Origin of the sequence: uncultured Roseibium sp. (assembly GCF_947494555.1) — a bacterium.
Classification (GTDB): domain Bacteria; phylum Pseudomonadota; class Alphaproteobacteria; order Rhizobiales; family Stappiaceae; genus Roseibium.
The window spans coordinates 1,563,182-1,587,761 of the sequence record NZ_CANLVF010000001.1 but is presented as its reverse complement, the minus strand read 5'-3'; the positions used below and the strand labels follow the sequence as shown (position 1 = coordinate 1,587,761).

Below are 24,580 nucleotides of genomic sequence, written 5' to 3'. Positions count from 1 at the left end.
ACCGCCTCACGCCGGAAGCGGTTTTTCTATCGTCTCAAAAAATCGAGTAGTCGTCAGCCGCGTCGGCCTAGCAGACGTTTGGCGGGCTCCGCGGGTGCCATTTCCAAAACCTTTGTCTGCAGGAAATCCATGACTTCCTTTTGATCCTTGAAGCCACTCAAGGTGTCGAACGGAATTGGACGCCCGGCGCGCGCCGTCATCACTGATCCGACAATCCGCCGGAACTCCCGGACGAGCAGAGCCAGACGCAAGGTCAGGGAATATTTGCTGACGAGATGGAAAAGCCAGGAATTCTGGCCGTCGAAGTAAAGCGGCAGAACCGTCGCCTTGGATGATCTGATCATCTTTGCCGTGAAGGTTTTCCAAGGAAGCTCTTCGGCGCGCCCGAAAGGTTTTGCAGCTGTCGCGACACCGCCACCCGGAAAGACGATTATTGTCGTACCTTCCTGCAAAAGGCGCAGGGCCTCTTTCCGGGTCTGCATGTTGGTCTTGAGTGCCTCTTTGGTCTCCTCAAAATCGACCGGCAGGGAAAACGGGCGAACTTCGGGAACTTTCAAGAGTTCATTGTTGATGAGGATCTTGAAGGGGCGGTTCAGTTGTTCTGCGAGCGAAAGGATCGCAAGCCCATCACCAATGCCATAGGGATGATTTGCTATCAGAACCAGCGGACCTTCCGGCAAATCCTTCGGGGGCCACTCCCCGTCCTCTACGGAAACGTTCAGATTGATCAGACCCAGAAGGTCGCTCCAGATATTATCTGAAGTGTCGACCATGGTGTGTTTCCACACTTCGTAAACGTCGATGAGCTTCCGGCGCCCTGAAAGACCCTCAATGGTCCTTATCGTCCACCTTTTCAGCGGTGGATGTTCCGGGTTGGCATAGCTGAATTCTGTGTAATCCACGGCAGCCATCATCTTCAGGTTAGGGTCGCTCTGGTAACTATGGAGCCCAATACCAGACGCTATGTATCACCAATTTGACAGCACATTGCCCTAACGGAAGGGCAATGTGCAAGATGTAACATTTCCCCGTATTTCGGGTCGCTCACAATTATTTCAAGTCCGGAGGTGTCGCCTCGTTAACAAAAGCCGACACCGCTTCTTCCAGTCCCATCGATCTTTGGTCTTTCGAACCAAGTCTGCGGACATTGACGGTTCTTTCGTCCGCTTCGCGCATTCCGCACACAATGATGACCGGTACCTTGGCGAGCGAGTGCTCGCGGACCTTGTAGTTGATCTTCTCGTTGCGGAAATCCGTCTCGACTTTTAGACCGTTTGCTTTCAGAAGATCGGCCACTTCCTGCCCATATCCGTCAGCTTCGGAAGTGATCGTGGCAACGACGATCTGCAGCGGTGCGAACCACAGGGGAAAATGACCGGCAAAGTTTTCGATCAGGATCCCGAGGAACCGCTCCATGGAACCACAGATTGCCCGATGGACCATGACAGGTGTTTTCTTCTCGCCGTTGTTGTCGACGTAGAACGCGCCAAAGCGTTCCGGAAGAGCGAAATCGACCTGGGTCGTCCCGCACTGCCACTCCCGCCCGATGGCATCACGAAGCGTGTATTCGAATTTCGGTCCGTAGAACGCCCCCTCACCCGGCAGAATATCGGTTTTGACACGTCCTCCCGACTGGGCTTCGATCTGTTTCAGAACGTCATCCATCACCGCTTCCGCGTGGTCCCACATCTCGTCGGTACCGACACGTTTTTCAGGCCTGGTCGAAAGCTTTACCACCACCTCGTCAAAGCCGAAGTCCTTATAGACCGACAGAATAAGGTCATTGATCTTCAGGCACTCTTCGGCGAGCTGCTCTTCCGTACAGAAGACGTGCGCATCGTCCTGTGTGAAGCCGCGAACGCGCATCAGACCGTGCAAGGCACCTGAGGGCTCGTAGCGATGGACGACGCCGAATTCCGCAAGGCGCATCGGCAGGTCGCGATAGCTTTTCAATCCATGCTTGAAGATCTGCACGTGACCCGGACAGTTCATCGGCTTCAAGGCATAAACGCGATCGTCCTCCGCTTCCGGATCGGCACATTGCACGGAGAACATGTTTTCCTTGTACCAGGTCCAGTGACCGGAGGTCTCCCAGAGCGACGTATGCAGCACCTGGGGTGCATTCACTTCCTTGTAGTCGTCCTTCAGAACACGGCGCTTGTAGGCAATCAGGTTCTGGAACATGTCCCAGCCCTTCGGATGCCAGAACACAACGCCCGGACCTTCTTCCTGAAAGTGGAAAAGATCCATTTCGCGTCCGAGTTTGCGGTGATCGCGCTTTTCTGCTTCCTCCAGCATATGAAGGTAGCCCTTGAGCTCCTTTTCATTGTGCCAGGCGGTCGCATAAATGCGGCTCAGCATTTCGTTGTTGGCGTCACCGCGCCAATAAGCGCCCGCCACTTTCATCAGCTTGAAGGCATCGCCAATCTGACGCGTGGAGACCATGTGAGGACCGCGGCACAGATCCAGCCACTGGCCCTGCTTGTAAATCCTGAGCTCCTGATCTTCCGGGATCGCGTCGACGAGTTCGACCTTGTAGTCCTCGCCTTTCGCCGCGAAGTAGGTCTTGGCCTCGTCTCGAGACCAGATTTCCTTGGTGAATTGAGCACCACGGGCGATGATCTCACGCATCTTTTTCTCGATGACCTGAAGGTCGTCGGGATGAAAGGGCCAATCCGCACCACTGTCCGGATGTACGCGCTTGAAATCGTAGTAAAATCCGTTCTCGATAACCGGGCCGATCGTCACCTGCGTACCGGGCCAAAGCTCCTGCACGGCTTCGGCCATCACGTGAGCCGCGTCGTGGCGGATCAATTCAAGCGCCCGCGGATCGTCACGCGTCACGATCTCAATCGCATGGTTGGTGGAAATGGCGTCGGAAAGATCCCGCAGTTCACCGTCGAGCGTCATTGCGACCGCCTTTTTGGCGAGCGACTTCGAAATGCCTTCGGCAACGGCAAGACCGGTGGTGCCTGCCTCGTATTCGCGCACGGAATTGTCGGGAAAAGTCAGTTGGATCATCTTTTTTCTCCTGCTCACTCCTGCAGACAAGGCAGGTAAGCTGTTCGATGGAAAATGGACCGCCTGCTGATAGGGTATTCGGCGCAAAACGGCAACCCTTTGCTGCGGGTGGCAGCCCTTCCAGATCTGCAGGCCAAATTGTTCAATGGGGTTATGGCAACTGCGAAACAAGCGGTGGCGGACGCCGCCGGATGGGCTGTGATTTGACAATCGATGTGCTTGTTTCCGCCTTGTCGGCAATCTTGTCGAGAATACCGTCCAGCTGCTCAATCGACGGCACGGCGAGGCGCGCGATAAAGCAGTCGTCGCCGGTCACCTTGTCGCATTCGCAGAATTCCGGAATCTCCTGGATCAGCTGTTGCACGATATGCAGTTTGCCAGGCAACGGACGTATCCGGACGATAGCCTGAAGACTGTAGCCCAGCGCCTTTGGGTCAACCTCGGCAGAAAACCCCAAGATCACGCCGCGCTCCTGCAAGCGGCGGATCCGTTCCGAGACCCCCGGCGATGATAATCCGACCTGGGCGGCAAGATCCTTCAGGGACATGCGGCCGTCCATGATCAGCGCTTCGACAATTTTCGCATCCGCGTCATCCAGTTTCATTTCATGAATCCAACTGGTGCTTTGACTTAAGATAATAAGGAAAATTTACGATATCATCTAACTTACCACATAGAAAGCGCTCGCCCGGTTTGCCAAGATTGCCATGCCAACAAACAGGGCGAGGCAGATATGGACAAGACACTTCGCGGTGCTGTGGAAATGAGCGCCGCCATGACCATTCTCGGCACTAACGGATTTTTCGTCGTACTGTCGGGAGAAGCGGCAATAGATGTCGTATTCTGGCGCTGCGCCTTCGGTGCGTTTGCGCTTTTGGTAATTTGCGCGGCTCAGGGTGTTTTGGGCCGGCGGATAACTTTGCGCCAGCTTCTACTGGCCGCACTCGGCGGTGTCGCCATCGTCTTGAACTGGGCAATGCTATTCAGCGCTTATGGTCAAGCTTCGATAGGCGTCGCGACCGCAGTTTATAATACTCAGCCCTTTATTCTGGTCGGCTTTGGCGCCCTCTTTCTCGGGGAACGCATTACCGCAACCAAACTTTCGTGGCTTGCGATCGCGTTTTTGGGTGTCATGCTGATCGTTCAGGCAAAACCGGGTGGTCCTGAGGCGAGCGGATTGAATTACGCCTTCGGAATTCTGCTGGCCTTCTGCGCCGCCTTTTTCTGGGCGGTTGCCGCGCTCCTCACGAAAAAACTCACGGGAACGCCGCCGCAACTGATCGCACTCATTCAGGTCTGTGTCGGCATATTGATGCTTGCGCCCTTCGTCAGCTGGTCGGCACTTCCGGAAGGCGGTATCGCCTGGGGCGCGTTGATCACTCTAGGCGCGGTTCATACAGGACTGATGTACATTCTGATGTATGGCGCCGTTCAGAAACTTCCGACCTACCTTCAAGGAGCATTTTCGTTCATCTATCCGGTCGTCGCCATTGTCGTGGACTACATAGCGTTCGGCCACGCGTTGCAGGCGGTGCAGCTTGTGGGCGCCGCGGCCATTGTTACGGCCGCCATGGGGATGACATTCGGCTGGCGGATCCCGGGAAGAAAAAAAACGTCCGGTGCCGCCCTATGAGGCAACCGCTCTCTTCTTGGCTGCCTTTACGATGGATGCATCTCGAGCTGTCTTTGCGACCGCTTCGACGCCTCCACGGGTTTCCTGGATCATGGCCAGGGCTTCCTCGCTATCCTTTTCGATCTCCTTGATGGCAATGTCCGAATAGCTGTGACGGTTGGGCGACGCTTTGACCTTGCGGTATATCCGGTAAACACGCCAGGTCGACGACACATAAGCCCAGTGCTTTGCGACGACCTCCCAGATGTAACGCGGATAGAAGGAGAGCGCGCTCTCAATCGGCAATCCGCTGCGGCGGTCCTTGCGGAATTTCAGCCGGAAATAGCCACCCTCCAGCGGGTGCACTCCCTCACACTGGACCATGAGCTTGAACCACATCATCAGGAACAGCTTGTTTCCCGGGCGCCCCTTCTTGTGGGCGGCGGCACGCCTTAGAACGGTTTCGATATGCGCGTCGGAATAATAGCTTTCCCAGGCTTCCCGATAGGCTTCTTCCCATTCGCTATCGGTCATTTTGGGATGGTGCGATACCCGGTGATTAAGATCGTATTTGTTGAGATCCGGATCCATCCAGATACCTTTGGAAAGAAGGACCTTGTGGTCCTCAGATCCCGGCAGTGGTGTCAGATAGAAAAACTCCAGAAGATCTAGCGGCAATTCGTTCTTGATGATCTCCACATCGCGCAACACCGCTTCCTTGGTGTCACCCGGAAATCCGATGATGTAGCCGGCGTAGGTCGTAGCGCCGTGGGCCCGCCATTTCTGCAGCATTTCCCGGTACTCGGTGATCTTGTTCTGTCGCTTCTTGGCCGCAAGCAGATTGTCCGGATTGATGTTCTCAAGACCGATAAAGACCCGGTTCACCCCGGCCCTGGTCGCCTTTTCGATGAAGTTCTCTATGCGGTGACAGAGCGTGTCCACCTGGATGATGAACTTGATGTCGAACTTCTCTTCTTCGCGCAGCACAATCAGCCGATCGAACAGCGGTTCCCATTCCCTGTTACGTGCGAAGTTGTCGTCCGTAATGAAAAACCTGTTGATGCCCTGCTCGTAGTTGTCGCGGATGATCTGTTCGAGATCGTCGGCGGAGCGGAACCGGCTCTTGCGGCCCTGGACATTGATGATCGTGCAGAACGAACACTGGAACGGGCAGCCGCGTCCCAGGTCGAAACTGGAATGCGAACCGGCAGTGAATTGGATGTGTTTGGGCGGTAGGATCGGTGTCGGCTCGCCTTCCAGAGATGGCAGATCGGCCATGAAATCATAAAGCGGTTTCAGATCTTCCGCCCATGCATCACGGAACACCTGGTCCAGCCGCCGCTCTTCTGCTTCACCGGCGAAATAGCTGACGCCTTCTTTCTGCAGCTCGACCAATTCAGCCGGCATCTCGTCCAGCATGGAGATGCAGCCTGACACATGGAACCCGCCGATCGCGGTCTGCAATCCTTCTGCCATAAACTTGCGGGCAAGGTCTGTTGCGCGCGGGAACTGGTTGGACTGAACGCCCACCAGGGCAATCATCGCCTTGCCACCCCGCCTGCGGATATCCCTGGCTAATTTTTCCGGGTGCACACGTTTGTTGGTTTCGTCAAATGTGTGCAGGTGGATCCGAACGTCTTCTCCAAGCGCCTTTCGCTCCCGTGCGGCCTCCGCAAGACCGTTGAGACTGGCCAGGGTGTTGGAAGGTATCGCGGAGCGCAGCCACTGGATCGGATAGCCATCATCGTCATAGTGAGTCGGCTTGATCATTACGAAGTGAAAGTCACGCGCGTCCATATCCGTCCCCTGCCCTAAAGCCAGGAAAAGAGCGTTGCATCCAGGTTACTTTAGGTCAACGTCTTATTGATTGGGACCGCTCATAGCGGACGGGCGCTCTCATTCATCCAGCCTGTGTTCTCTGGGAATATGGCGCCCGGTCCAGCGACCATAGCGCCAGGGCATGAACCACACTGATCGTTCGGGCAATACGTCGGGCACCGGATCAAAGCCGGATGCCCCCCAGGGATTGCATCTCAAGATGCGTGCCAGACCGATCCAGCCACCAGCCCAGAAACCGTACCTTCTGATCGCCTGCTCGGTATAATCGGAACAGGTTGGCGCGTAACGGCAGCCGCGCCCCATGAAAAGCGACAGTGAATGCCGGTAGAGCCAGATGAGACCGATTGCCGCATGTCCTGCGAGAGACAGGTGGCCTTTTTGGTGAGAAGCGCTATCCGGACACTTGCACATGAAAATGTTCGTGTTGCTCTATGCGGCTCAGGCCGCAGCCCCGTCTTCCTTTGCCTTGGCGTCGACTTGATCCAGAGCGTCGACGACGGCATCGAAGGTCAGCATCGTGGAGGCGTGACGTGCTTTATACTCGCGTACAGGTTCCAGAAACTTGAGGTCGTCGAACCGTCCGGATGGCGGATCTCCTCCCTCTTTCAGCATTGCCCGCATGGATTTCTGTACGTCGCGCAGCTCTTCAGCGCTTGCGCCAACCACATTCTGGGCCATGATCGAGGCCGAGGCTTGTCCCAGAGCACAGGCTTTTACGTCGTGGGCAAAGTCAGTCACCACACCGTCCTTCACGCGGATGTCAACGAGCACCGTCGAACCGCAAAGCTTGGAATGCGCCTTCGCCGTTGCGTCAGGCTGCTCTAGACGGCCTATTCTCGGAATGTTTCCTGCAAATTCAAGGATCTTTGCATTGTAGATGTCGTCAAGCATTCTCGCCTCTTCGTGAAAGCCTGTGATGCGCGACACATTGATGGCGCTTTGCTTTCATATATATAGATCAGACGCCACGGCAATTTCGCAAGGGGCAGAGTGGTCGCAGTCGGTAATTGTAGGTGACGCAAGTGCGCTTGCAGCCGGCTCAACCCGCTCAGAAACTGTGCGTTCGCATTTTGTGTGGAGTATGATAAAGGTCCCCGGCCTTCAAGCGAGGACTTCTTGATCTGTGCAAGAACGAGCGCCGTATGACGAGTGACAAGGGTAAATTTGCGAGGATCCCGATGGACGCAGTCCTGAAGCCGGTAGAGAAGAGATTTGAAAGAAAATCTCCTGAACAGTTGCTCCGGCCAAGTCGTGAAGAAGTCGAAGCCGCCGTTCGAACGATACTTGCGTGGACGGGCGACGACCCGGATCGCGAAGGCCTGGTGGATACGCCGAAGCGGGTCGTTAAGGCGCTCAGCCAACTCTACGGCGGTTATTTTGAAGATCCTGCAGAGCACCTTGAGCGGACATTCGAAGATGTCGGCGGGTACCAGGATATCGTGCTTGTACGTGGCATTCCGTTTCATTCGCATTGTGAACACCACATGCTTCCCTTTATCGGCGAAGCTCATATCGCCTATTACCCTGCTGAAGGCGTTGTCGGTTTGTCGAAGCTCGCCCGTGTTGTAGATATTTATGCAAAGCGGCTGCAGACGCAGGAGAACTTGACGGCGCAAGTCGCATCGGTCATTGACGATGCGCTCGCTCCGCGAGGCCTGGCAGTGATGATCGAAGCAGAACATCAGTGCATGACCATGCGCGGCGTTCAAAAACAGGGTGTCTCGACGATCACCACACAATTCACGGGCGTTTTCCAGGACGATCCGGCCGAACAGGCCAAGTTCATGTCCATGGTGCGCGGCAAGGGCCTATAACCCGTCTGGTCCTTGCTTGCTAACAGTAAGGCTAGGACCACCCTTCATGTGCAACTCTCCGTTCAAGGAACGCGGTGACAAGGATGCCGTTGAAAACGGTTCGTTCCTTATGCCGAAATTCGATCGCGACGGCCTGATCGTCGCCGTCGTCACCGATGTCAAATCGGGTGAAGTTCTGATGGTCGGTTACATGAATGAAGAAGCTCTGACACGAACCATTCAATCGGGAGAGGCCTGGTACTGGAGCCGCTCCCGACAGGGCTTCTGGAAGAAGGGTGAAACCTCCGGCCAAATTCAGACGGTGCACGAGATCCTCACTGACTGTGATCAGGACGCGCTCGTGCTAAAAGTCAGCGTCGCGGGCAATGGCGCGACCTGTCACGTCGGCTACCGCTCATGTTTTTTCCGGAAAGTTGTCAGTCCCGCCGACGGTTCCACGGCCCTTGAACGCGTTGAAGCCGAAAGAGTTTACGACCCCGCCGAGGTTTACGGTAAAGGCTGAAGACCAGCTTCCTTTACGCGAATCGTTGTGCATCTCAAGCATGATCAAGGGTCAACTATCTCTGTTTTACAGTATCTTATATTTGTTTCGAATCTTATGAAATAACGTCTTACGTAGTAACCCTTATACCCTCTATGGTGTCCGACGGCCTAAGCTCGCGTTGAGGGCAAAGAACCATAACAGCTCTCTGTTTCTGTCCATACTGAGGGAGAGGTTATGGCAGAATACAGCAATCACACCCGGCAAGCCGGGTGGACGGCGTTCACGGCACAAGGTGTTCCATCGGTTTTTGAAGACCAGTTGACCCGTTTGGCAAACCAGACAGTCGCAGCCGGGTTACCACGGCGTTCACGCGGTCTCCGGTCGGACTGATGTGATGTCGGAAAAAACCGCAGTCTCGGTTAGCCGGCGCGCATTCCTAAAACTGTCCACTGAAGCAAAGGTGGATGGGATGCGTCCGCCTTGGGCAGCCGAGAATAGTTTTTCAGAACTTTGTACCGGTTGTAACGATTGCGCTAAGGCGTGTCCGGAAAAGATCATCGTCCTCGCTGGCGACCGCCGGCCGGTAGTGGATTTTTCTCTCGGCGCTTGCACGTTTTGCAGCGCTTGTGCCGATGCGTGCGCGACAGGCGCGCTCGACCCCTCCACCGACCTTGCATGGCCCTGGAAAGCGGAAATTTCAAACGCTTGCTTCTCCCTTCAGGGAATAACTTGCCGGGCGTGTGAGGACGTTTGCGAACCAAGAGCCATCCGATTCCGGCTGACGCTCGGCGGCAAGTCAGAACCGGTTCTTGACTTTGGTCAATGTACCGGTTGCGGCGCATGTTCATATGCCTGTCCAGCAAAAGCGGTGAGTTTCAAAATGATTCAACTGGATCAGGAAGGAGGCCCGACATGAATATTTGCGGCTGCCTCGTTCACGCATCCAGCCGCTCGGTCGACAGCGTCCGGGATCAGATCAATGCGCTGAACGGGGTGGAAATTCACGCAGACGGTGAGGATGGCCGTCTCGTCGTGGTGGTTGAAGATACACCTGAAAAACTAGCGTCGGAGCTGATTATGGAGCTGCACCAGATCCCCGGTGTCATCTCGGTCACCCTCACCTACCACCACTTTGAAGATATTGCGGCGGAAGATGCCGTTTCAACAAATGCCCAATCGAGCCAAGTCGGAGACTAAGCCATGACAATCTCTGAATCCCGCAGGACATTCCTGAAGGCCACAGCCGCTGCCGCAACAGCTTCTGCAGCAGGTCTTTCGATCGGCAGCGGGCCTGCCCAAGGGCAGGTGCAGGCAACCGGCATCAGATGGGACAAGGCAGCCTGCCGTTTCTGCGGAACGGGCTGCTCGGTGCTCGTTGGCACCAAGGAAGGACGCGTTGTTGCCACACAGGGCGATCCGGATGCTCCCGTCAATCGCGGCCTGAACTGTATCAAGGGCTACTTCCTTTCGAAGATCATGTATGGCGCAGACCGGCTGACAACACCAATGCTGCGCAAATCAAACGGCGCCTACGACAAGAACGGCGAGTTTGAACCGGTCAGCTGGGACGAGGCCTTCGACGTGATGGCCGAGAAATGGAAGGCGGCGCTCAAGGCCAAGGGCCCGACAAGCGTTGGCATGTTCGGCTCGGGCCAGTGGACGATCTGGGAAGGTTATGCGGCTGCAAAACTGATGAAGGCCGGTTTCCGCTCCAACAATATCGACCCGAATGCGCGCCACTGCATGGCCTCGGCGGTCGTCGGTTTCATGCGCACCTTCGGTATCGACGAACCGATGGGGTGTTATGACGACTTTGAACACGCCGACACATTCGTGCTTTGGGGCTCGAACATGGCGGAGATGCATCCTATCCTCTGGTCACGGCTTACCGATACACGTCTGACCAAGCCCGGTGCACAGGTACATGTCCTGTCCACGTTCGAGCACCGCTCCTTCGAACTTGCCGACAATGCCATCGTCTTCAAACCGCAGTCAGATCTGGCAATCCTGAACTACATCGCCAACCACATCATCACGACTGGCCGCGTGAACGAAGACTTCATGGCCAAGCACGTGAACATCACGAAAACCGCCACCGATATTGGCTACGGGTTGCGCCCGGAGAACCCGCTCCAGGAAGCGGCTGCCAATCCGGACTCCGGCAAACTGGAGCCGATCAGTTTCGACGAATACGCGGCCTCGGTTGCCGAATACAGCGTCGACAAGACGTCGGAGCTCTCTGGAGTTCCCGCTGAGCAGCTGGAACGGCTGGCAGAGCAGTATGCAGATCCAGAGCGCAAGGTCATGAGCCTCTGGACGATGGGCTTCAACCAGCACACCCGTGGCTCCTGGGTCAATTCGCTTTGCTACAATGTGCATCTTTTGACCGGCAAGATTTCCGAGCCCGGAAATTCACCCTTCTCACTGACGGGTCAGCCTTCAGCTTGCGGCACCGCTCGCGAGGTCGGCACCTTTGCCCACCGGCTCCCGGCTGACATGGTTGTTGCAAATGATGAACACCGCAGGATCTGCGAGGAAGCCTGGAAGATCCCCGCGGGCACAATCCCGCCGAAACCCGGTTTTCACGCTGTGCTGCAACACCGGAAACTGAAAGACGGAGAGCTGAACGCCTATTGGGTGCAGTGTAACAACAACATGCAGGCTGCCCCCAACATGAACGAAGAAGGCTATCCCGGGTATCGCAATCCTGAGAATTTCATCACCGTCTCGGATCCATACCCCACCGTGACGGCGGTTTCAGCAGACTTGATCCTGCCAACCGCGATGTGGGTTGAGAAGGAAGGCGCGTACGGGAATGCGGAACGCCGCACCCAGTTCTGGCGCCAGCAGGTTCAAGCGCCGGGCGAAGCCAAGTCAGATCTGTGGCAACTGATGGAATTCGCCAAACGCTTTACGGTGGAAGAAGTCTGGGGGGAAGAACTGCTCGCCAAGATGCCGGAGCATCGCGGCAAGACGATGTACGACGTGCTGTTTGCCAACGGGCAGGTCGACAAGTTCCCGCTGAGCGAGACGGCCGAAGGCTTCCATAACGACGATGCGGAGCATTTCGGCTACTACGTGCAAAAAGGCCTCTTTGAGGAATATGCGGAGTTCGGCCGCGGTCACGCGCACGACCTTGCGCCGTTCGACATTTATCACCAGGCCCGTGGCCTTCGCTGGCCGGTTGTCGATGGCAAGGAAACGCTCTACCGGTTCCGCGAGGGCTACGATCCTTACGTCCCTGACGGAGAAGAAGTCCGCTTCTACGGCCACAAGGATGGCAAGGCCAAGATAATCTTCGCACCCTATGAGGCTGCGGCGGAATCGCCGGACGAGGAATATGATCTCTGGTTCTGCACGGGTCGTGTTCTTGAGCACTGGCACTCCGGATCCATGACGCGACGCGTTCCCGAATTGCATCGCTCCTTCCCACTTGCGGTCGTTTACATGCATCCGGCTGACGCCGAAGCACGCGGCCTGCGAAACGGACAGGAAATCATGGTGTCCACGCGCCGGGGCCAGGTGCGCAGCAAGCTGGCAACCCGGGGCCGCAACAAAGTCCCGGAAGGACTGGTGTTCATGCCCTGGTTCGACGAGGGCCAGCTGACGAACAAGCTGACACTGGACGCAACATGTCCGCTGTCCAAGGAAACCGACTTCAAGAAATGCGCCTGCAAGGTGGAGCGCGCTTAAGCGCTTCTGCCCAGGGGAAACGTGCCATGGCAATGCCACAGCTCACACAATCAAGACGCCGGTTCCTGACCGACACGGCCCGCATGGCGGGCGGGTGTGCGGTCGCGGGGCTCGGGCTTGCTTATGTGGCGCGCGATGCGCGGGCCCTGCCGGCGGACGCTTTGCGCCCGCCCGGCGCCCTCGCAGAGGACGATTTCCTGAGCGCCTGCATCCGCTGCGGATTGTGCGTCCGCGATTGCCCGTTCGACACGCTGATGCTTGCTGATCTTGGAGCCGACGGACCGGCAACCGGAACACCCTATTTCACGGCACGCGATGTTCCGTGTGAAATGTGCGATGACATCCCCTGTGTTGCAGCTTGCCCGACTGGGGCGCTCGATCCTTCATTGGAAGACATTGACGATGCCCGTATGGGCACCGCAGTCCTGGTGGACCAGGAAAACTGCTTGAACTTCGATGGATTGCGCTGCGATGTCTGCTACCGCGTCTGCCCGTCGATCGACAAAGCAATCACGCTGGAGGCCTCGCACGACAAGAGGTCCGGCCATCACGCCATATTCGCACCAACGGTCCATGCTGATCATTGCACCGGGTGCGGCCTGTGCGAAAAGAGCTGTGTCCTGCCGGAATCCGCCATCAAGGTATTGCCTGTCCGTCTTGCCCGTGGAGCGTCCGCCGATCATTACCGCCGCGGCTGGGAAGAAAAGGAAAAGCACGGTGCGCCCCTTGTTGATGGATTGATTGACCTGCCCGATCGGCTGCCCGGCCCGGGTACAGACAATCTTGCAGCGCCGGGCGGCTTCGAACCGTCCTTCAAAATACCGGGGAGCGGGCAATGAGTGCCAACACCCATGCCTCGGTCGGATTTGAAGCCCTGGAAGCAAAGGGTTGGCTCGGATCAAGACGCTATCTGTTGCTCAGAAGATCAAGCCAGCTGTTCTTCCTGATGCTGTTTCTGACAGGCCCCCTGTTTGGCTTGTGGATCGCGAAGGGCACGCTTGCCGGTTCCCTGACACTCGATGTTCTGCCCTTGAACGATCCCTTCGTGGCGCTTCAAAGCGTTTTTGCAGGTCATTGGCCGTCCGCCGTTGCGCTGATCGGAGCCCTGATCGTGCTCGCCGCGTACCTGTTTGTCGGTGGCCGGGTCTACTGTTCTTGGGTCTGCCCCATAAATCCGGTTACGGATGCTGCCCACTGGCTTCATCGCCGCCTCGACCTTCCCAAAGGCTGGCAACCCAAACGTTCCGCAAGGTTATGGGTGCTCGCAACCGTTCTGGCGGTCTCGTTTGGCACAGGGACGATCGCCTGGGAAACCGTCAATCCCATAACCATCGTGCATCGCGCCCTTGTTTTCGGGCTGGGAACCGCATGGATCATCGTGGCCGCGGTCTTTCTCTTTGACCTTTTCGTTTCCCGGCGGGGATGGTGCGGCCACGTCTGTCCTGTCGGTGCATTCTATGGATTGATTGGGAAGACCGCCCTCCTGCGGGTGAGCGCGGCGAAGCGCTCGGCGTGCGACAATTGCATGGACTGTTATGCGGTCTGCCCGGAAATGCAGGTAATTTCGCTTGCGCTGAAAGGCGCACCGGGCAGCTCACCGATCATTCTTGCGGGCGACTGTACCAACTGCGGCGCCTGCATCGATGTTTGCGCCCAGAACGTTTTCGCCTTCACGCACCGGTTCGACGAAAGCGTCGTTGAACCGCCTCTGAAATCCGCGCCCGAACAGAGCGCTGCAAATATGATGCACAAGGAGTGACCTCGATGAAGAAGCCGGTTCTCGCGGGTATCGCCGCTCTCGCCATAATTATGGGCATCGGAGGGCTCGGCATAGCCCAGCAGCAGGAAGTCAACGCCATGCGCTCCGATCCGGTCGATGAGCTGAACAGGCTTGGCCCGGATTTCAAATGGGAAGAAAAAGTGGGACGGGTACAACGGAACTATCGTCAGCAGCCGCCTCTCATCCCCCATTCAATCACGCAGTACCAGATCGATATCCGCACAAATCAGTGCCTGTCCTGCCATGACTGGACCAAGGCAGGCGAGCGCGGCGCACCGACGCTGTCGATGACCCACTACCTGGATCGCGAAGGAAACGAACTCGATCGAATTGCCGGAACACGATATTTCTGTACCCAGTGCCACGTCCCGCAAGCTGATGTCCCCGCTTTGGTCGACAACCAGTTCAAACCCTCCTCCCCCATCAATTCCCGCTGACGCTGAATACCGCTAGAAGGAGCCTTCAAACATGTCTGAAAACTCCGAAAACGGGAAGCGGGGCAATCCGATTCGCCGTGCCTGGAACTGGTTCTGGACTCCAACCGCCGTACTGAGCGCCGGCTTTGTGCTGCTTGCCGGGTTTCTTGGAGGCATTCTGTTTTGGGGTGGTTTCCACTGGACATTGGAACTCACCAACACGGAAGAGTTTTGCACCAGCTGCCACACCATGGAAACCAACCTCGCGGAGTACCGCACGACCATTCACTATTCCAACCACTCGGGCGTGCGCGCAATCTGCTCCGACTGCCATGTACCGCACGAATGGCAACACAAACTCAAAGCCAAGATCATGGCGGTAAAGGACGTCTACCACGAGATCGCCGGTACCATCAGCACACCTGAAAAGTATGAGGCTCACCGGTCTGAAATGGCGGCTGTTGTCTGGCGCAAGATGAAGCTGTCCGACAGCCGTGAATGCCGCAACTGCCACAATTTCAAGTATATGGACTTCACAATCCAGGAATCGCGCGCAGCTTCGGAACATCAGCGCGCAATCGACAACAACATGACGTGTATCGACTGCCATCAGGGTATCGCTCATGACCTGGCCCCAGGTTACCAGGAGCGTTATCAACAGGTCATCGAAGAACTACAGGCAAGCAATTCGATACCGGCCGATCCGCCAAACGATGTCGCCGCAATCCGCTCTTTCGTCTCCGACCTTTCCGGAAACTGATCAACCGGGCGCTGGGGATAAGGACGCCGGCGCCCACATGCCATCGCACAATAGAAAAGGCTGAAACATGCTCGGTATCCTAGACCTACTTGGAACTATTGGCGGCAACATATTCAGCCTTCCGGGGATCCTGGGGCTGGCGCTTGGTATGATGACCCGGAACTGGATACTTGCCGCAGCCATGGGAGGTATCGTCGGCGTCGCCGAAACCTTCGTATTCGCCGGTTTCAACATGGCGGAAGTTCACATGTTCGACCTTTCGATCGCCGTGTTGGTCGGGATCCTCGCCGGAAGCCTCGGATGTGTCATCCGGCATAAGGGTGCGACGGTCTAAGCCATGCCGATCACATGTGCCGTCTGTATTCTTATGAATAAGCCCGTCTTTTGACCTGAATGTCATCCGTCAGCGGGCCAGTTGCTGCGACTGACTATTAAAAAATGGCCGACCGAGTGGCCGGCCTGGTGTATTCGAAGGAAATAACTCAGGACATTGAAATATAGTTGCGCATCTGCTCCGCCTCGAGTTCGACCTGCGCGATCTTGTGTTTCACAACATCCCCGATCGAAATCACTCCAGTCAGCTTGCCGTCCTTGACAACGGGCATGTGACGGAACCGGCCTTGCGTCATCCGCGCCATGACCTCGTTGACACTGTTCGCTTCGCTGCAAGTCACGACTTCTTTGGTCATGACACTCGAGACTGGCAACTGCAGGGACGAGGTGCCCTGGGTTCCGATAGCGCGAACGATGTCACGTTCCGACACAATGCCTTCTATGGCCTTGTCCTTGGAGCATACAACCACTGCACCGATCTTTTTCTTTGCCAGGGTTTCGCAAATATCGCTTAGCGGCGTATCGCTGCTTGCAGTAATGGTTTCGTGGCCCTTCCCACTCAGGATTGCGGCAACGGTCATCTATTAGTACCTCCCTCAGCGCCAGAAAAACCCGCAGGTATTGGACTTAGGTATCATGGCAAAAAAATGCAGTCCCGAAAACCACTAAGGATGCGTCCGATCGACCGCTTTTTTCAAAATCGGCGTTGAGGAACCGGGTCGAGAAACGGAAACAGCGCCAATCCTGCAACGAAACCGCCAATATGCGCCTGCCAAGCAACGCTTGCCGGCTGTCCGGCCGCAGGACCGCTCATGATGCCGAAAAACAGATTGAGCCCGAACCAGACGGCAACGAAAACGAGCACCTGCTGATTCCGGAAACAGTCGGCGAGCGGCTGCGCCGGCACGAAATACGCTGCACGATCTGTGCGGCGGAACGCGCCAAGCGGGCCCCCCAGTTCAAATACAAAGCGGATCGCGGCGGCCATCTGCCCGGAAATCGCGGCCGATGCCCCCACCATTGGAACAGTCTCGCCCCAGTGCGTCGCCAAATGCGCAAGCGCGCCGCCAACCGAACACAGTGCCGAAAAGAGCAGAAAACGCCCAGCCCCGAACCGGCGCGCAACGGCACTACCGAAGATCGCCATCCAGAGAAGATTGAAAATGATATGCGTCGCGCCGCCATGCAGCAGCGAATAAGTGACAAACGCCCAAAGGCTCGAGGCCAGATCAAGCGCAGACATGTTGGCCAAAACTGAATACTTGACCGGCCAGAACGCAAAAAGCACGACGACCAGATTGTCCCATGCAACGGGAAGAATGAACATGCGCACGAGATGGATCGCAATCAGTATCCCGGCGAGCCACACGATGATGTCAGGCAGGTTCAGTGCCGGCGGACCGCTGGGTCGTCGTGGCTGCTGTTCCCTTTCGGCCTGCTCGCGCCGGCTTCGCTCTTCGTCGAATTTATAAACGTTCATGGAATCTCGGCCTTTCTCTTCCTTCTTCTAAGCAAGATCACCGACAAAACAAGAGCGGCCGTGAACGCAAAGTGCCGTTTCTGTCAATTAAGTGAATGAAAGGAGGATTGGGGATCGCCGGTCCCTGCCTACGAAAAGAGCGCTGACACCTTTAGCACCAGCGCTCCTTTCTTCCCTTACCGGTCGCGTCCCCACACGTCCGCCCAGAATGTTTTTCCTGTCGTTCAGGCAGGCTCAGGAATTGTTGCTTCTGTGCCTTCCCGTTTCAGCCCGAGGCGTATCATTCCCGGTTTCCGGGGACAGCCGTCTTTGCCTGAACAGAACGTTAATCTGCCAGCACCTGCGCAACCAGACAAGCATCAGCCACCATTAACCCTAACGCGCCCGGGCAAATCATTGTTCCAGGACCTTCAGTCACTTGGCACGCCATCTGCTTAGTAGTCCTCAAACAAAAACGGAATCGGATGAACGCCCCATTTTGAAACAACACCTGTCTTGAGACGGAACAAGGGGCGCATATTGGCGATGAGGCGAAGCAAGATGAAACATGGCGTGACGCAAACTTTGTATTCTTATTGGGACAACCTGCGCGGCGCCCGCCCTGCCCCCAACCGCAGCGAAGTCGATCCCGGCGAGATCCGCGGATTGCTGGGGGACACATTCATATTGGAAACGAAAGGTCCCCAGGACGTTCGATACCGGCTTGCCGGGACGCGTCTGTGCTCAGCCCATTGCAGAGAACTGAAGGGCAGGAACTTTCTTCGCGGTTGGAGCACCAAGGACCGGGAAGCGCTGGAGAGCCTTGTCGCAGCCATCACGGAAGACGCGGCCGCAGCGGTCATCGGCGTGAGTGGCCACACCGAGCGCGATCAGATTTTGCATATGGAAATGCTGCTTGTTCCGCTGAATGTGCCCGGCGAAGGACGTATTCGAATTCTCGGCAGCTGCACACCGATGGAAAAACCGTACTGGATCGGTCTGCATCCGATTCTGAATCAGTCCATCAGCAGTCTGCGTCTCGTCTGGCCGGATGAGCGCCCTTTCTTTACCGAAACGCGGAACACCGTTAATCCTATTTTGCCGAGATTTACAGCAGAGGGCATGAACATGCCGGCGCCACCGCTCCCCCAAGGTGCGGAGCGCAAGGTCGGCCACCTGACGGTCTATAGCGGCGGCAAATCCTGATCCTGCTGCGTGATTGTCCAAACTGCGTGAGATCTTGCGAAACCAATGAAAATCCGGAATTTTTCGGATTTTCGCGCTTGGCGAGATTTTTCCCCGACAGTGTCCTGATGACACTTTGAAATCGCCTCCTGCCCAGCCCTCCTAAGTAGCAGAGAAGACACGAACAATTATAGCGCGCCATGTCCGCTGCTTCGCGTTGCCGGTATCCAAATAAACTTTTTAAGCTCGAAACGACTGCTTCTGTTCATATTCTTACACATCGTTAACCCCAGCTGCCTAAAGTGTGTTTGAGACGTTTGGGGATTCGGTTTCGGCCAGAATGGTGCGAGACACACTGTTTGGAAGAGCAGGCATGGACGCCGGATTGGCAACAGCACCAGAAGGAAGCAAAACGCTTCAAGTTACGGACCGCAGGCGGCATCAGCGTGTTCAGGTTGATATACTTGGCCGTTTCATGCTGGAAGACCGACGGGAATACCCCTGCCAGATCATAGACATGTCACCTGGCGGAATGGCGATGATTACGCCTGTGGAAGGACGTGTCGGCGAACGTGTCATTGCTTATCTGGATCATCTCAGCCGTGTTGAAGGCCGGATCTCGCGTGTCATCGACGGTGGCTTCGCGGTTGAGCTTCGAAATACGGCCCGCAAACGCGACAAGATTGCAAACGTCCTGACCTGGCTTGCCAACAGGGATGAGCTCAATCTGCCTGAAGACAGGCGTCATGACCGGTTTGTTCCGAAAAATCCGATGACCAAGATGATCCTGCCGGACGGCTCTGAACATGTCTGCCGGATAATCGACGTGTCACTTTCCGGCGCGGCGCTTGCAACCGACAGCATGCCTGAAATGGGTGATCCGATTACACTCGGAAAAATGCAGGCACGGGTCATTCGCCGCATCGAAGGCGGCATCGCGGTGGAATTTGCGGCCGTTCAGAACCGCGAACTGCTGGAACACCATATTTCAGCGCCTGACTAAGCCTTTCTCAAACAGAGATTTTCACACGACCGCGCTGATTGCAGGGTGTGCTTTCGGCTGCTCGAATCAAAAATCCTTGCGGGCAAAACATGTGGGCGGCGTTTCCTAAGACATCGGCGTCAGGTCGCTGTTCGTCTGACCAAGTCTTTGGTCCAGAGACGATCGTAAGCAACAGCTCAGTGCCACTGCTTAAGCCGAAGTCGGCCACCGTCGAGCGTACCGCGCTATCCCTTTGACACTGGAATCAAACGGTCTGACAAAACCGAGTTTCCTGATTTGCGTGAGCGCACCGCTACTGAAGTGCCGGTCAAGAAACCCGGAATTTGGATTACTGCGCCGGTCGCCCTGATCGAAATCGAAAAAAGCTCAAATCCGAATATGAGCTTGAAGCTTTGCCGCGCGGCTTTTCGGTTACCTCTGTGTCGCGGAAACCGTGCCATTATGAAACCATGCACTGCCGCGAATGAATGTGATCACAAACGACGAATTGCGAGTGACACGCGACACGGGTGCGTTCTGGTAATTTGACTACTTTCTGCTTCCCAACAAGACACAAACAAGGCTCGGATAAGAGGTAGTCATCTGATGCGCGTACAAATCAAAAGGCCTGAGAACCCCATCCCCAAAGAATTCTTTCCACAAAACCGTGAGCATCAGACGCGCAACGGTGTCTGGGTAAAGTGCGGAACCGTCATCAAAGTCGATACGGGTGACAGCTGGGAGACGATCGGCAAACTCTGCGACGGTATCCCCGCGGAGGAAGTGGCCTATGCCAACTTCGAGACATACGACCCTGCAGAAATAAACTGGTATCTGAAAGAATATGTCGGCTGCCACAAGCCTGGTCCCCACGGCTTCAACTTCATGTTTGACGGCGCTACGCCAGGGCTCATTCTGGCCCCGTTTAGAGACGCCTTGATCAATCACGTGGTGGAACGCGCCCACAAGAACGAGGAGCGCCGTCGTAGGCGTACGATCCTCGATAAGCGGTGGGACAAGCGCAACATCGACATTCCCGAAGGAGAGAAACTCGTCGTGGAAACACGAGAGTCCATTTACCGCCGCGTTCAGGATCACGTCCCGAACTCACAGGACTTCAATTTCCAGAAGGAATTGACCGACTTTCTCGTGGGCGAAGCCTTCAGTGGCGGCAAAGATCTCCTATCGCCGCACCAAGCTCTGGCAAAGGGTTTGCTCAAGCCACTCAAGGAGCTGCATCCGGAAAACGATCGGGTTCGTCAACTGCGCATGAAATACTATGAAGCGTTCGCGAACGGCGTGGCGACGGAGCTCTTCAACGGGCACAACTACCCCCTTCACGACAAGCTGCCGGGTGAAAAGGAGTTTTTTGATGCAGGCGTTGTGCACGCTCGCCAGATGAGCGGGCTGCAGCGATATCAGTTCGTGATGGGCCTGATGGAGCGTGCACGGCGCTATGGCCTCCAGGGCGTAAACCCGATCTATCAACAGAAGGCCAATTTCTCGAAGGGATTCGGCGGACAGGCGGTTGCGTATTATCTTTCGCGGGAGCTGTCCTCGTCCCGTTTGCTGGAGCGCAATATCCACGACACGCCGCTCAAAGATGACCTTAAGGACGCGATCATGGACAACCTTGAAGAAAAAGCAAAGGAAGTGATCGGTTTCTGAGGCCACTGAGAAAAGCGACTGAGCGGGCGCCAGACGCCCGCTCGGTGTTCATCGAACGTGTTTCGAACGCAGCATTTTCCTAAGGTTCACTGCTAAAACGGGCCAAGAGCTGCCCGCACGTCCTGCTCAGCAAAGACTGAACTTGAACCCCTTTTTTAAAACAAGCCCGGGTTTTGTTGGAGAAAACCCTTTTGTGTGGGTACTCACAGCAACTGGAAAACATGAGACTGATTTCGAACGGAACGGTGCCGTGGACCAAATTTACATCCCTGCCGTCGATTTGCGGCTCAACTTAGCTAGCTGCATCCTTCCAACCAAACATCAGAATTGTCGATCGGTGCACATTTTCCCGACACAAGCCGGCCAATTCTAACCGTCCGATCGACCAAGGCATCGTCATCAGAGCCGATTTGGTAGCGTCCTGGTGCAATTATTACCGCCAGAAGAGACAGATATTCGTGATCATCCAGTTCATGCGGGTGCGCGCCGAATACAGCCTCACTCATACGATGAAAACCCGTTACCCAACCGCCTGGTCCACGCCCCATCTCTAACGTGTCCAGCCAAAGCGCCATTATTTGATCTTTACTCAGCTCTCTCTCCAAACCTAGCGCGTAACCGGTTTGCCTGACTTTTCCGATACCCGGCGTAAAGTTTTCAAAACCAACGCGCTTGGCCAGTGATTGAGAGATGGTTGTTAGCCCTGCGCCTGGAGTTGTTAAATCCACGCCGCCATGTTGCTCGAATTGCGGGTCCTGTACAGCCAGCAGCTGTCGCAAGCGCTCAGGTCCCAAAGAAGCCCCTCCGAGCTGACTTGCAAGAAGAATATTTGCCCGCGCGCTCAAATCGTCCGCGTCGGTAGTCGCGTCATAGTAGCCTTTTGCTCCAAAGCCAAGCAGTCCGACTATCAGGAGCGCAAACGCGGAGATGACGATCTTCAGGAATTTCTTCAATTGTCGGGATCCAAGTCTCAACCTCTCTAGCAAGAGGTATCTTCCTGAATTGGGGCATCAAAAAGTTCAACTTATGAAGTGCATAATGAATTGGCTCGGATGGTCAGGTGCATTCTCCGGCATGATTGCCTGACCGCAAATCTGAGACCGCGCTTCGGTATGTCGACGTGAAAAAACTCCAAAAAAGTGCCCCGAACTTGGGACCCGCGCCTTTTGAAGCATCATTCCGGTTGACTGAGCCGATCCTCACCTTCAATCCGCGGCACTTATAGCGTGTAGATGGGAGGCAACAGGATAGCGGAAGCTGCTTGTCCAACACTGAGTGTCAATCTGATCGCACCCAAATCGGGTAGCGAACGTGAGAAGAAGATGATTGAAACCGGTTGATTTACGTACAGGTTGCCTTGGACACCCCTCGACACGAATTTTGTTTCACAAATTGACGAAATTTTTCTAGGCGCAAAGTCGGCGTCTGCATGCCCAATTTCATCAGAACAGGCGTTACGGATGCTCCACCGAGGGCACAACTCCCAGGCAATCGGAAACGCTATTTCTCTTGCAATCTCAACGCTTTCCAGAAGATCGGTACAATTTTAATAAATATCGATTCAAACACGCTTAAAAAGCATATTTCATTTTATTCAAATTAAAATCAAAGTTGATTAAAGTATAAATTAGCTTTTACTTCGATTTTTTTCGCGAAATAAAAAGCAATAAGTCATCGTACGTCTGCCTTGGGGAGGGCGTTACGATGAATTTACTTGGAAACACACTGTTCGCATTCACAATAGCTTTCACCGGGATGTTCGCTGGAACAGCGGCGCAAGCCGACCCGGGAAGGTTCATGGACATGAAAGCCGCTGTGAAAGCGCCAATCGGTCACAAACAGTTCTGCCGGGACAACCGGTGGGCCTGCCCGCAAGAGCAGTATCAGCCTGTCGTCGTCAAACTGGACGAAGCACGATGGAACCAACTGATCGCAATTAACGCAGAGGTCAATCGCCGCATCCGGCCAATGACCGACGACGATCTCTTCGGCACGGTCGAGCACTGGTCCTATCCGGTAAACGGATATGGAGATTGCGAAGAATACGTCCTTGAAAAGCAACGTGTGCTGATCGAGGCCGGCTGGCCGAAAAGCGCACTTCTGATAACTGTTGCGAAGGATGTGTCCAATTCCGGTCACGCCGTCCTGACGGTCCGGACGGATCACGGCGACATGATCCTGGACAACCAGGTCGAAGCCGTTCTGCCGTGGTATTCGACGCCATATCGCTACATCAAGCGCCAGTCAGCAAGTTCGCCCGTCAAGTGGACAGGCATATCCGATACACGCGTGACCACGGTCAGCAGCGTATCCCAATAAGGATAGGGATCGGCCCCTCATAAGGCCGTCAGGACGATCCGGTCGCGTCCCCACCCTCCCCATCCCTACCACGACCGGATCCAGGGAACCGGCCCGCCCCCGCAGGCCGGTTCCCGTCTTTTCCAGTCGCGAGGATTGGTGCCGCGAGCTATATCTCCGACAATCCCGCCTTGTAGCGTTTCCAGTTTTGAACATATCCGGCAGCGGACAAACGAATGTTCTCGGCGGCATCCTCAGGCAAAGTTCTCACCACCTTGCCTGGAACGCCGACGACAAGCGAATTGTCCGGAATGACCTTGCCTTCGCTGACAAGTGCGTTCGCGCCGATGATGCAGTTCGAGCCGATCACGGCACCATTGAGAACTGTCGCTCCCATTCCAATCAGCGTGTTGTCGCCAATCGTGCAGCCGTGAAGGATCGCCTTGTGTCCAATGGTACAGTCTGCGCCAATGGTGAGCGGGAACCCCATGTCGGTATGGAACACGCAGCCGTCCTGTACATTTGACCGTTCGCCAATCGTCACCGGTTCATTGTCACCCCGCAGCACGGCGCCGAACCAGACGCTGGCCTCTTCATTCAACCGAATATCGCCAATGAGCGTCGCTGTCGGTGCGACCCAGAAAGCATCACTTGTCGGAAAGGCAGGCGAGCGGTCGCCCAGTGCATAGATCGGCATGGGACCTCAGGTATATCCAGCCACAATGAGAGCGACGTTCATGACCATAATGCCGGAGCACATGCTCCACATGCCGGCGATCGTGGAAGACGCAACCAGCCAGCCAAGCGGCCGCTTCTCGAGCCTCCGCCCACGAATAGCGTTGCGCATGATGATGAAGGGCCCTGCAAACACGCACAGGAACACCTCAACCAGAAACGCGAACACGTTCTCGCCGGAAAAAGAAAACTTCGCAGGTTGCTTGGTCACGAGCTGATAAAGACTCCCGAGAACCCCTGCCGCGACGAAGCCCGCGCTCGCAATATATCCAACGAGAAGTAGATCGAAGAACATGCCCGTTAACCTCTTATTAACTCAGCACTTGGAAAGTGATTAACAATCTCTAAACGGTCAACAGCAAAGACTGTGCCGGACGGGCAAATGGGCAAAAATCCGCAATTTGGACTACATAAGACAACTGCCGGGACATCCTCATTCGGGACAGGTGTTTCGTTTCGGCACAATGTGTGCCATCGAAGGGCACCAGGTCATCAGGGGAT

Annotated in this window: 26 protein-coding genes; 15 read left to right on the top strand and 11 right to left on the bottom strand. The window is 55.7% G+C overall.

The features are described from left to right. Positions 1-53: 53 nt before the first annotated feature. The 3 genes from Q0915_RS07250 to Q0915_RS07240 all read right to left on the bottom strand — a co-directional run bounded on the left by Q0915_RS07250 (position 54) and on the right by Q0915_RS07240 (position 3,625). The gene (locus tag Q0915_RS07250) at positions 54-911 is read right to left on the bottom strand and encodes a lysophospholipid acyltransferase family protein (protein ID WP_366525253.1); all 858 of its coding nucleotides are present in this window, start codon (positions 909-911) and stop codon (positions 54-56) included. Between the two features lie 139 nt (positions 912-1,050). Next, entirely contained in the window at positions 1,051-3,021 is a 1,971-nt protein-coding gene (gene thrS / locus Q0915_RS07245; RefSeq protein ID WP_299481376.1) for a threonine--tRNA ligase, read from the bottom strand. Positions 3,022-3,172: 151 nt separating this feature from the next. Then, positions 3,173-3,625 carry an Lrp/AsnC family transcriptional regulator gene (locus Q0915_RS07240; RefSeq protein WP_299481373.1) on the bottom strand — a complete coding sequence of 151 codons (453 nt, stop codon included), beginning with the start codon at positions 3,623-3,625 and terminating at the stop codon, positions 3,173-3,175. A 129-nt stretch (positions 3,626-3,754) separates the two neighbouring features. Here Q0915_RS07240 and Q0915_RS07235 point away from each other — a divergent pair, with 129 nt between their 5' ends. Next, positions 3,755-4,654 (top strand): DMT family transporter, encoded by a 900-nt coding sequence (locus Q0915_RS07235; RefSeq protein ID WP_299481370.1) that lies wholly within the window; start codon positions 3,755-3,757, stop codon positions 4,652-4,654. On the opposite strand, the gene Q0915_RS07230 is transcribed toward Q0915_RS07235, so the two are convergent. The 3 genes from Q0915_RS07230 to Q0915_RS07220 form a co-directional block, all read right to left on the bottom strand. Further along, entirely contained in the window at positions 4,649-6,430 is a 1,782-nt protein-coding gene (locus tag Q0915_RS07230; protein WP_299481367.1) for a radical SAM protein, read from the bottom strand. The two genes, Q0915_RS07235 and Q0915_RS07230, sit on opposite strands and share 6 nt — an antisense overlap. 99 nt (positions 6,431-6,529) lie before the next feature. Continuing rightward, positions 6,530-6,883 carry a membrane protein insertion efficiency factor YidD gene (gene yidD / locus Q0915_RS07225; protein ID WP_299481364.1) on the bottom strand — a complete coding sequence of 118 codons (354 nt, stop codon included), beginning with the start codon at positions 6,881-6,883 and terminating at the stop codon, positions 6,530-6,532. A gap of 27 nt (positions 6,884-6,910) precedes the next feature. After that, positions 6,911-7,363 carry an iron-sulfur cluster assembly scaffold protein gene (locus Q0915_RS07220; protein WP_299481361.1) on the bottom strand — a complete coding sequence of 151 codons (453 nt, stop codon included), beginning with the start codon at positions 7,361-7,363 and terminating at the stop codon, positions 6,911-6,913. Between the two features lie 287 nt (positions 7,364-7,650). Here Q0915_RS07220 and folE point away from each other — a divergent pair, with 287 nt between their 5' ends. The 10 genes from folE to Q0915_RS07175 all read left to right on the top strand — a co-directional run bounded on the left by folE (position 7,651) and on the right by Q0915_RS07175 (position 15,753). Continuing rightward, positions 7,651-8,286: a GTP cyclohydrolase I FolE gene (gene folE, locus Q0915_RS07215; protein ID WP_299482148.1), complete on the top strand. Its 636-nt coding sequence runs from the start codon at positions 7,651-7,653 to the stop codon at positions 8,284-8,286. A 46-nt stretch (positions 8,287-8,332) separates the two neighbouring features. Continuing rightward, entirely contained in the window at positions 8,333-8,788 is a 456-nt protein-coding gene (hisI, locus tag Q0915_RS07210; RefSeq protein ID WP_299481358.1) for a phosphoribosyl-AMP cyclohydrolase, read from the top strand. A gap of 376 nt (positions 8,789-9,164) precedes the next feature. Next, positions 9,165-9,686, top strand: a complete 522-nt coding sequence (gene napF / locus Q0915_RS32075) for a ferredoxin-type protein NapF (RefSeq protein WP_366525252.1) — start codon at positions 9,165-9,167, stop codon at positions 9,684-9,686. Next, the gene (locus tag Q0915_RS07205; RefSeq protein WP_299481355.1) at positions 9,683-9,967 is read left to right on the top strand and encodes a chaperone NapD; all 285 of its coding nucleotides are present in this window, start codon (positions 9,683-9,685) and stop codon (positions 9,965-9,967) included. The genes napF and Q0915_RS07205 overlap by 4 nt, the downstream gene beginning before the upstream one ends. A 3-nt stretch (positions 9,968-9,970) precedes the next feature. Continuing rightward, complete coding sequence (gene napA / locus Q0915_RS07200; protein ID WP_299481352.1) at positions 9,971-12,463, top strand: nitrate reductase catalytic subunit NapA; 2,493 nt, start codon at positions 9,971-9,973, stop codon at positions 12,461-12,463. A 26-nt stretch (positions 12,464-12,489) separates the two neighbouring features. Beyond that, positions 12,490-13,302 (top strand): ferredoxin-type protein NapG, encoded by an 813-nt coding sequence (napG, locus tag Q0915_RS07195; RefSeq protein WP_299481348.1) that lies wholly within the window; start codon positions 12,490-12,492, stop codon positions 13,300-13,302. Beyond that, complete coding sequence (gene napH, locus Q0915_RS07190) at positions 13,299-14,222, top strand: quinol dehydrogenase ferredoxin subunit NapH (protein WP_299481345.1); 924 nt, start codon at positions 13,299-13,301, stop codon at positions 14,220-14,222. Before napG ends, napH begins: the two co-directional genes overlap by 4 nt. 5 nt (positions 14,223-14,227) lie before the next feature. After that, entirely contained in the window at positions 14,228-14,680 is a 453-nt protein-coding gene (locus Q0915_RS07185; protein WP_299481342.1) for a nitrate reductase cytochrome c-type subunit, read from the top strand. A gap of 31 nt (positions 14,681-14,711) precedes the next feature. Beyond that, complete coding sequence (locus Q0915_RS07180) at positions 14,712-15,419, top strand: NapC/NirT family cytochrome c (RefSeq protein WP_299481339.1); 708 nt, start codon at positions 14,712-14,714, stop codon at positions 15,417-15,419. A 67-nt stretch (positions 15,420-15,486) separates the two neighbouring features. Further along, positions 15,487-15,753, top strand: coding sequence for a hypothetical protein (locus Q0915_RS07175; protein WP_299481336.1), 267 nt, complete (start codon positions 15,487-15,489; stop codon positions 15,751-15,753). 148 nt (positions 15,754-15,901) lie between these two features. Here the strand turns inward: Q0915_RS07175 and Q0915_RS07170 are convergent, their stop codons facing one another. After that, positions 15,902-16,333 (bottom strand): CBS domain-containing protein, encoded by a 432-nt coding sequence (locus tag Q0915_RS07170; RefSeq protein WP_299481333.1) that lies wholly within the window; start codon positions 16,331-16,333, stop codon positions 15,902-15,904. A 113-nt stretch (positions 16,334-16,446) separates the two neighbouring features. Then, positions 16,447-17,232, bottom strand: coding sequence for a rhomboid family intramembrane serine protease (locus tag Q0915_RS07165; RefSeq protein ID WP_299481330.1), 786 nt, complete (start codon positions 17,230-17,232; stop codon positions 16,447-16,449). 552 nt (positions 17,233-17,784) lie between these two features. Between Q0915_RS07165 and Q0915_RS07160 the strand changes: the two genes are divergently transcribed. The 3 genes from Q0915_RS07160 to Q0915_RS07150 all read left to right on the top strand — a co-directional run bounded on the left by Q0915_RS07160 (position 17,785) and on the right by Q0915_RS07150 (position 21,046). After that, positions 17,785-18,417 carry a PAS domain-containing protein gene (locus Q0915_RS07160; RefSeq protein WP_299481326.1) on the top strand — a complete coding sequence of 211 codons (633 nt, stop codon included), beginning with the start codon at positions 17,785-17,787 and terminating at the stop codon, positions 18,415-18,417. Between the two features lie 352 nt (positions 18,418-18,769). Beyond that, a complete protein-coding gene (locus tag Q0915_RS07155) occupies positions 18,770-19,399 on the top strand; it encodes a PilZ domain-containing protein (protein ID WP_299481323.1) in 630 nt (209 codons plus the stop codon). Between the two features lie 585 nt (positions 19,400-19,984). Continuing rightward, positions 19,985-21,046, top strand: coding sequence for a hypothetical protein (locus tag Q0915_RS07150; RefSeq protein ID WP_299481320.1), 1,062 nt, complete (start codon positions 19,985-19,987; stop codon positions 21,044-21,046). A gap of 296 nt (positions 21,047-21,342) precedes the next feature. On the opposite strand, the gene Q0915_RS07145 is transcribed toward Q0915_RS07150, so the two are convergent. Then, the gene (locus Q0915_RS07145) at positions 21,343-21,999 is read right to left on the bottom strand and encodes a transglycosylase domain-containing protein (protein ID WP_299481317.1); all 657 of its coding nucleotides are present in this window, start codon (positions 21,997-21,999) and stop codon (positions 21,343-21,345) included. Positions 22,000-22,750: 751 nt separating this feature from the next. Here Q0915_RS07145 and Q0915_RS07140 point away from each other — a divergent pair. After that, on the top strand, positions 22,751-23,365 hold the full coding sequence (locus Q0915_RS07140) for a transglutaminase-like cysteine peptidase (RefSeq protein ID WP_299481314.1): 615 nt from the start codon (positions 22,751-22,753) through the stop codon (positions 23,363-23,365). Positions 23,366-23,513: 148 nt separating this feature from the next. Here the strand turns inward: Q0915_RS07140 and Q0915_RS07135 are convergent, their stop codons facing one another. Together Q0915_RS07135 and Q0915_RS07130 are read right to left on the bottom strand one after the other, a co-directional pair. Continuing rightward, positions 23,514-24,041, bottom strand: coding sequence for a gamma carbonic anhydrase family protein (locus tag Q0915_RS07135; protein WP_299481311.1), 528 nt, complete (start codon positions 24,039-24,041; stop codon positions 23,514-23,516). Between the two features lie 6 nt (positions 24,042-24,047). Continuing rightward, positions 24,048-24,374 (bottom strand): hypothetical protein, encoded by a 327-nt coding sequence (locus tag Q0915_RS07130; RefSeq protein WP_299481308.1) that lies wholly within the window; start codon positions 24,372-24,374, stop codon positions 24,048-24,050. Positions 24,375-24,580 lie beyond the last annotated feature (206 nt).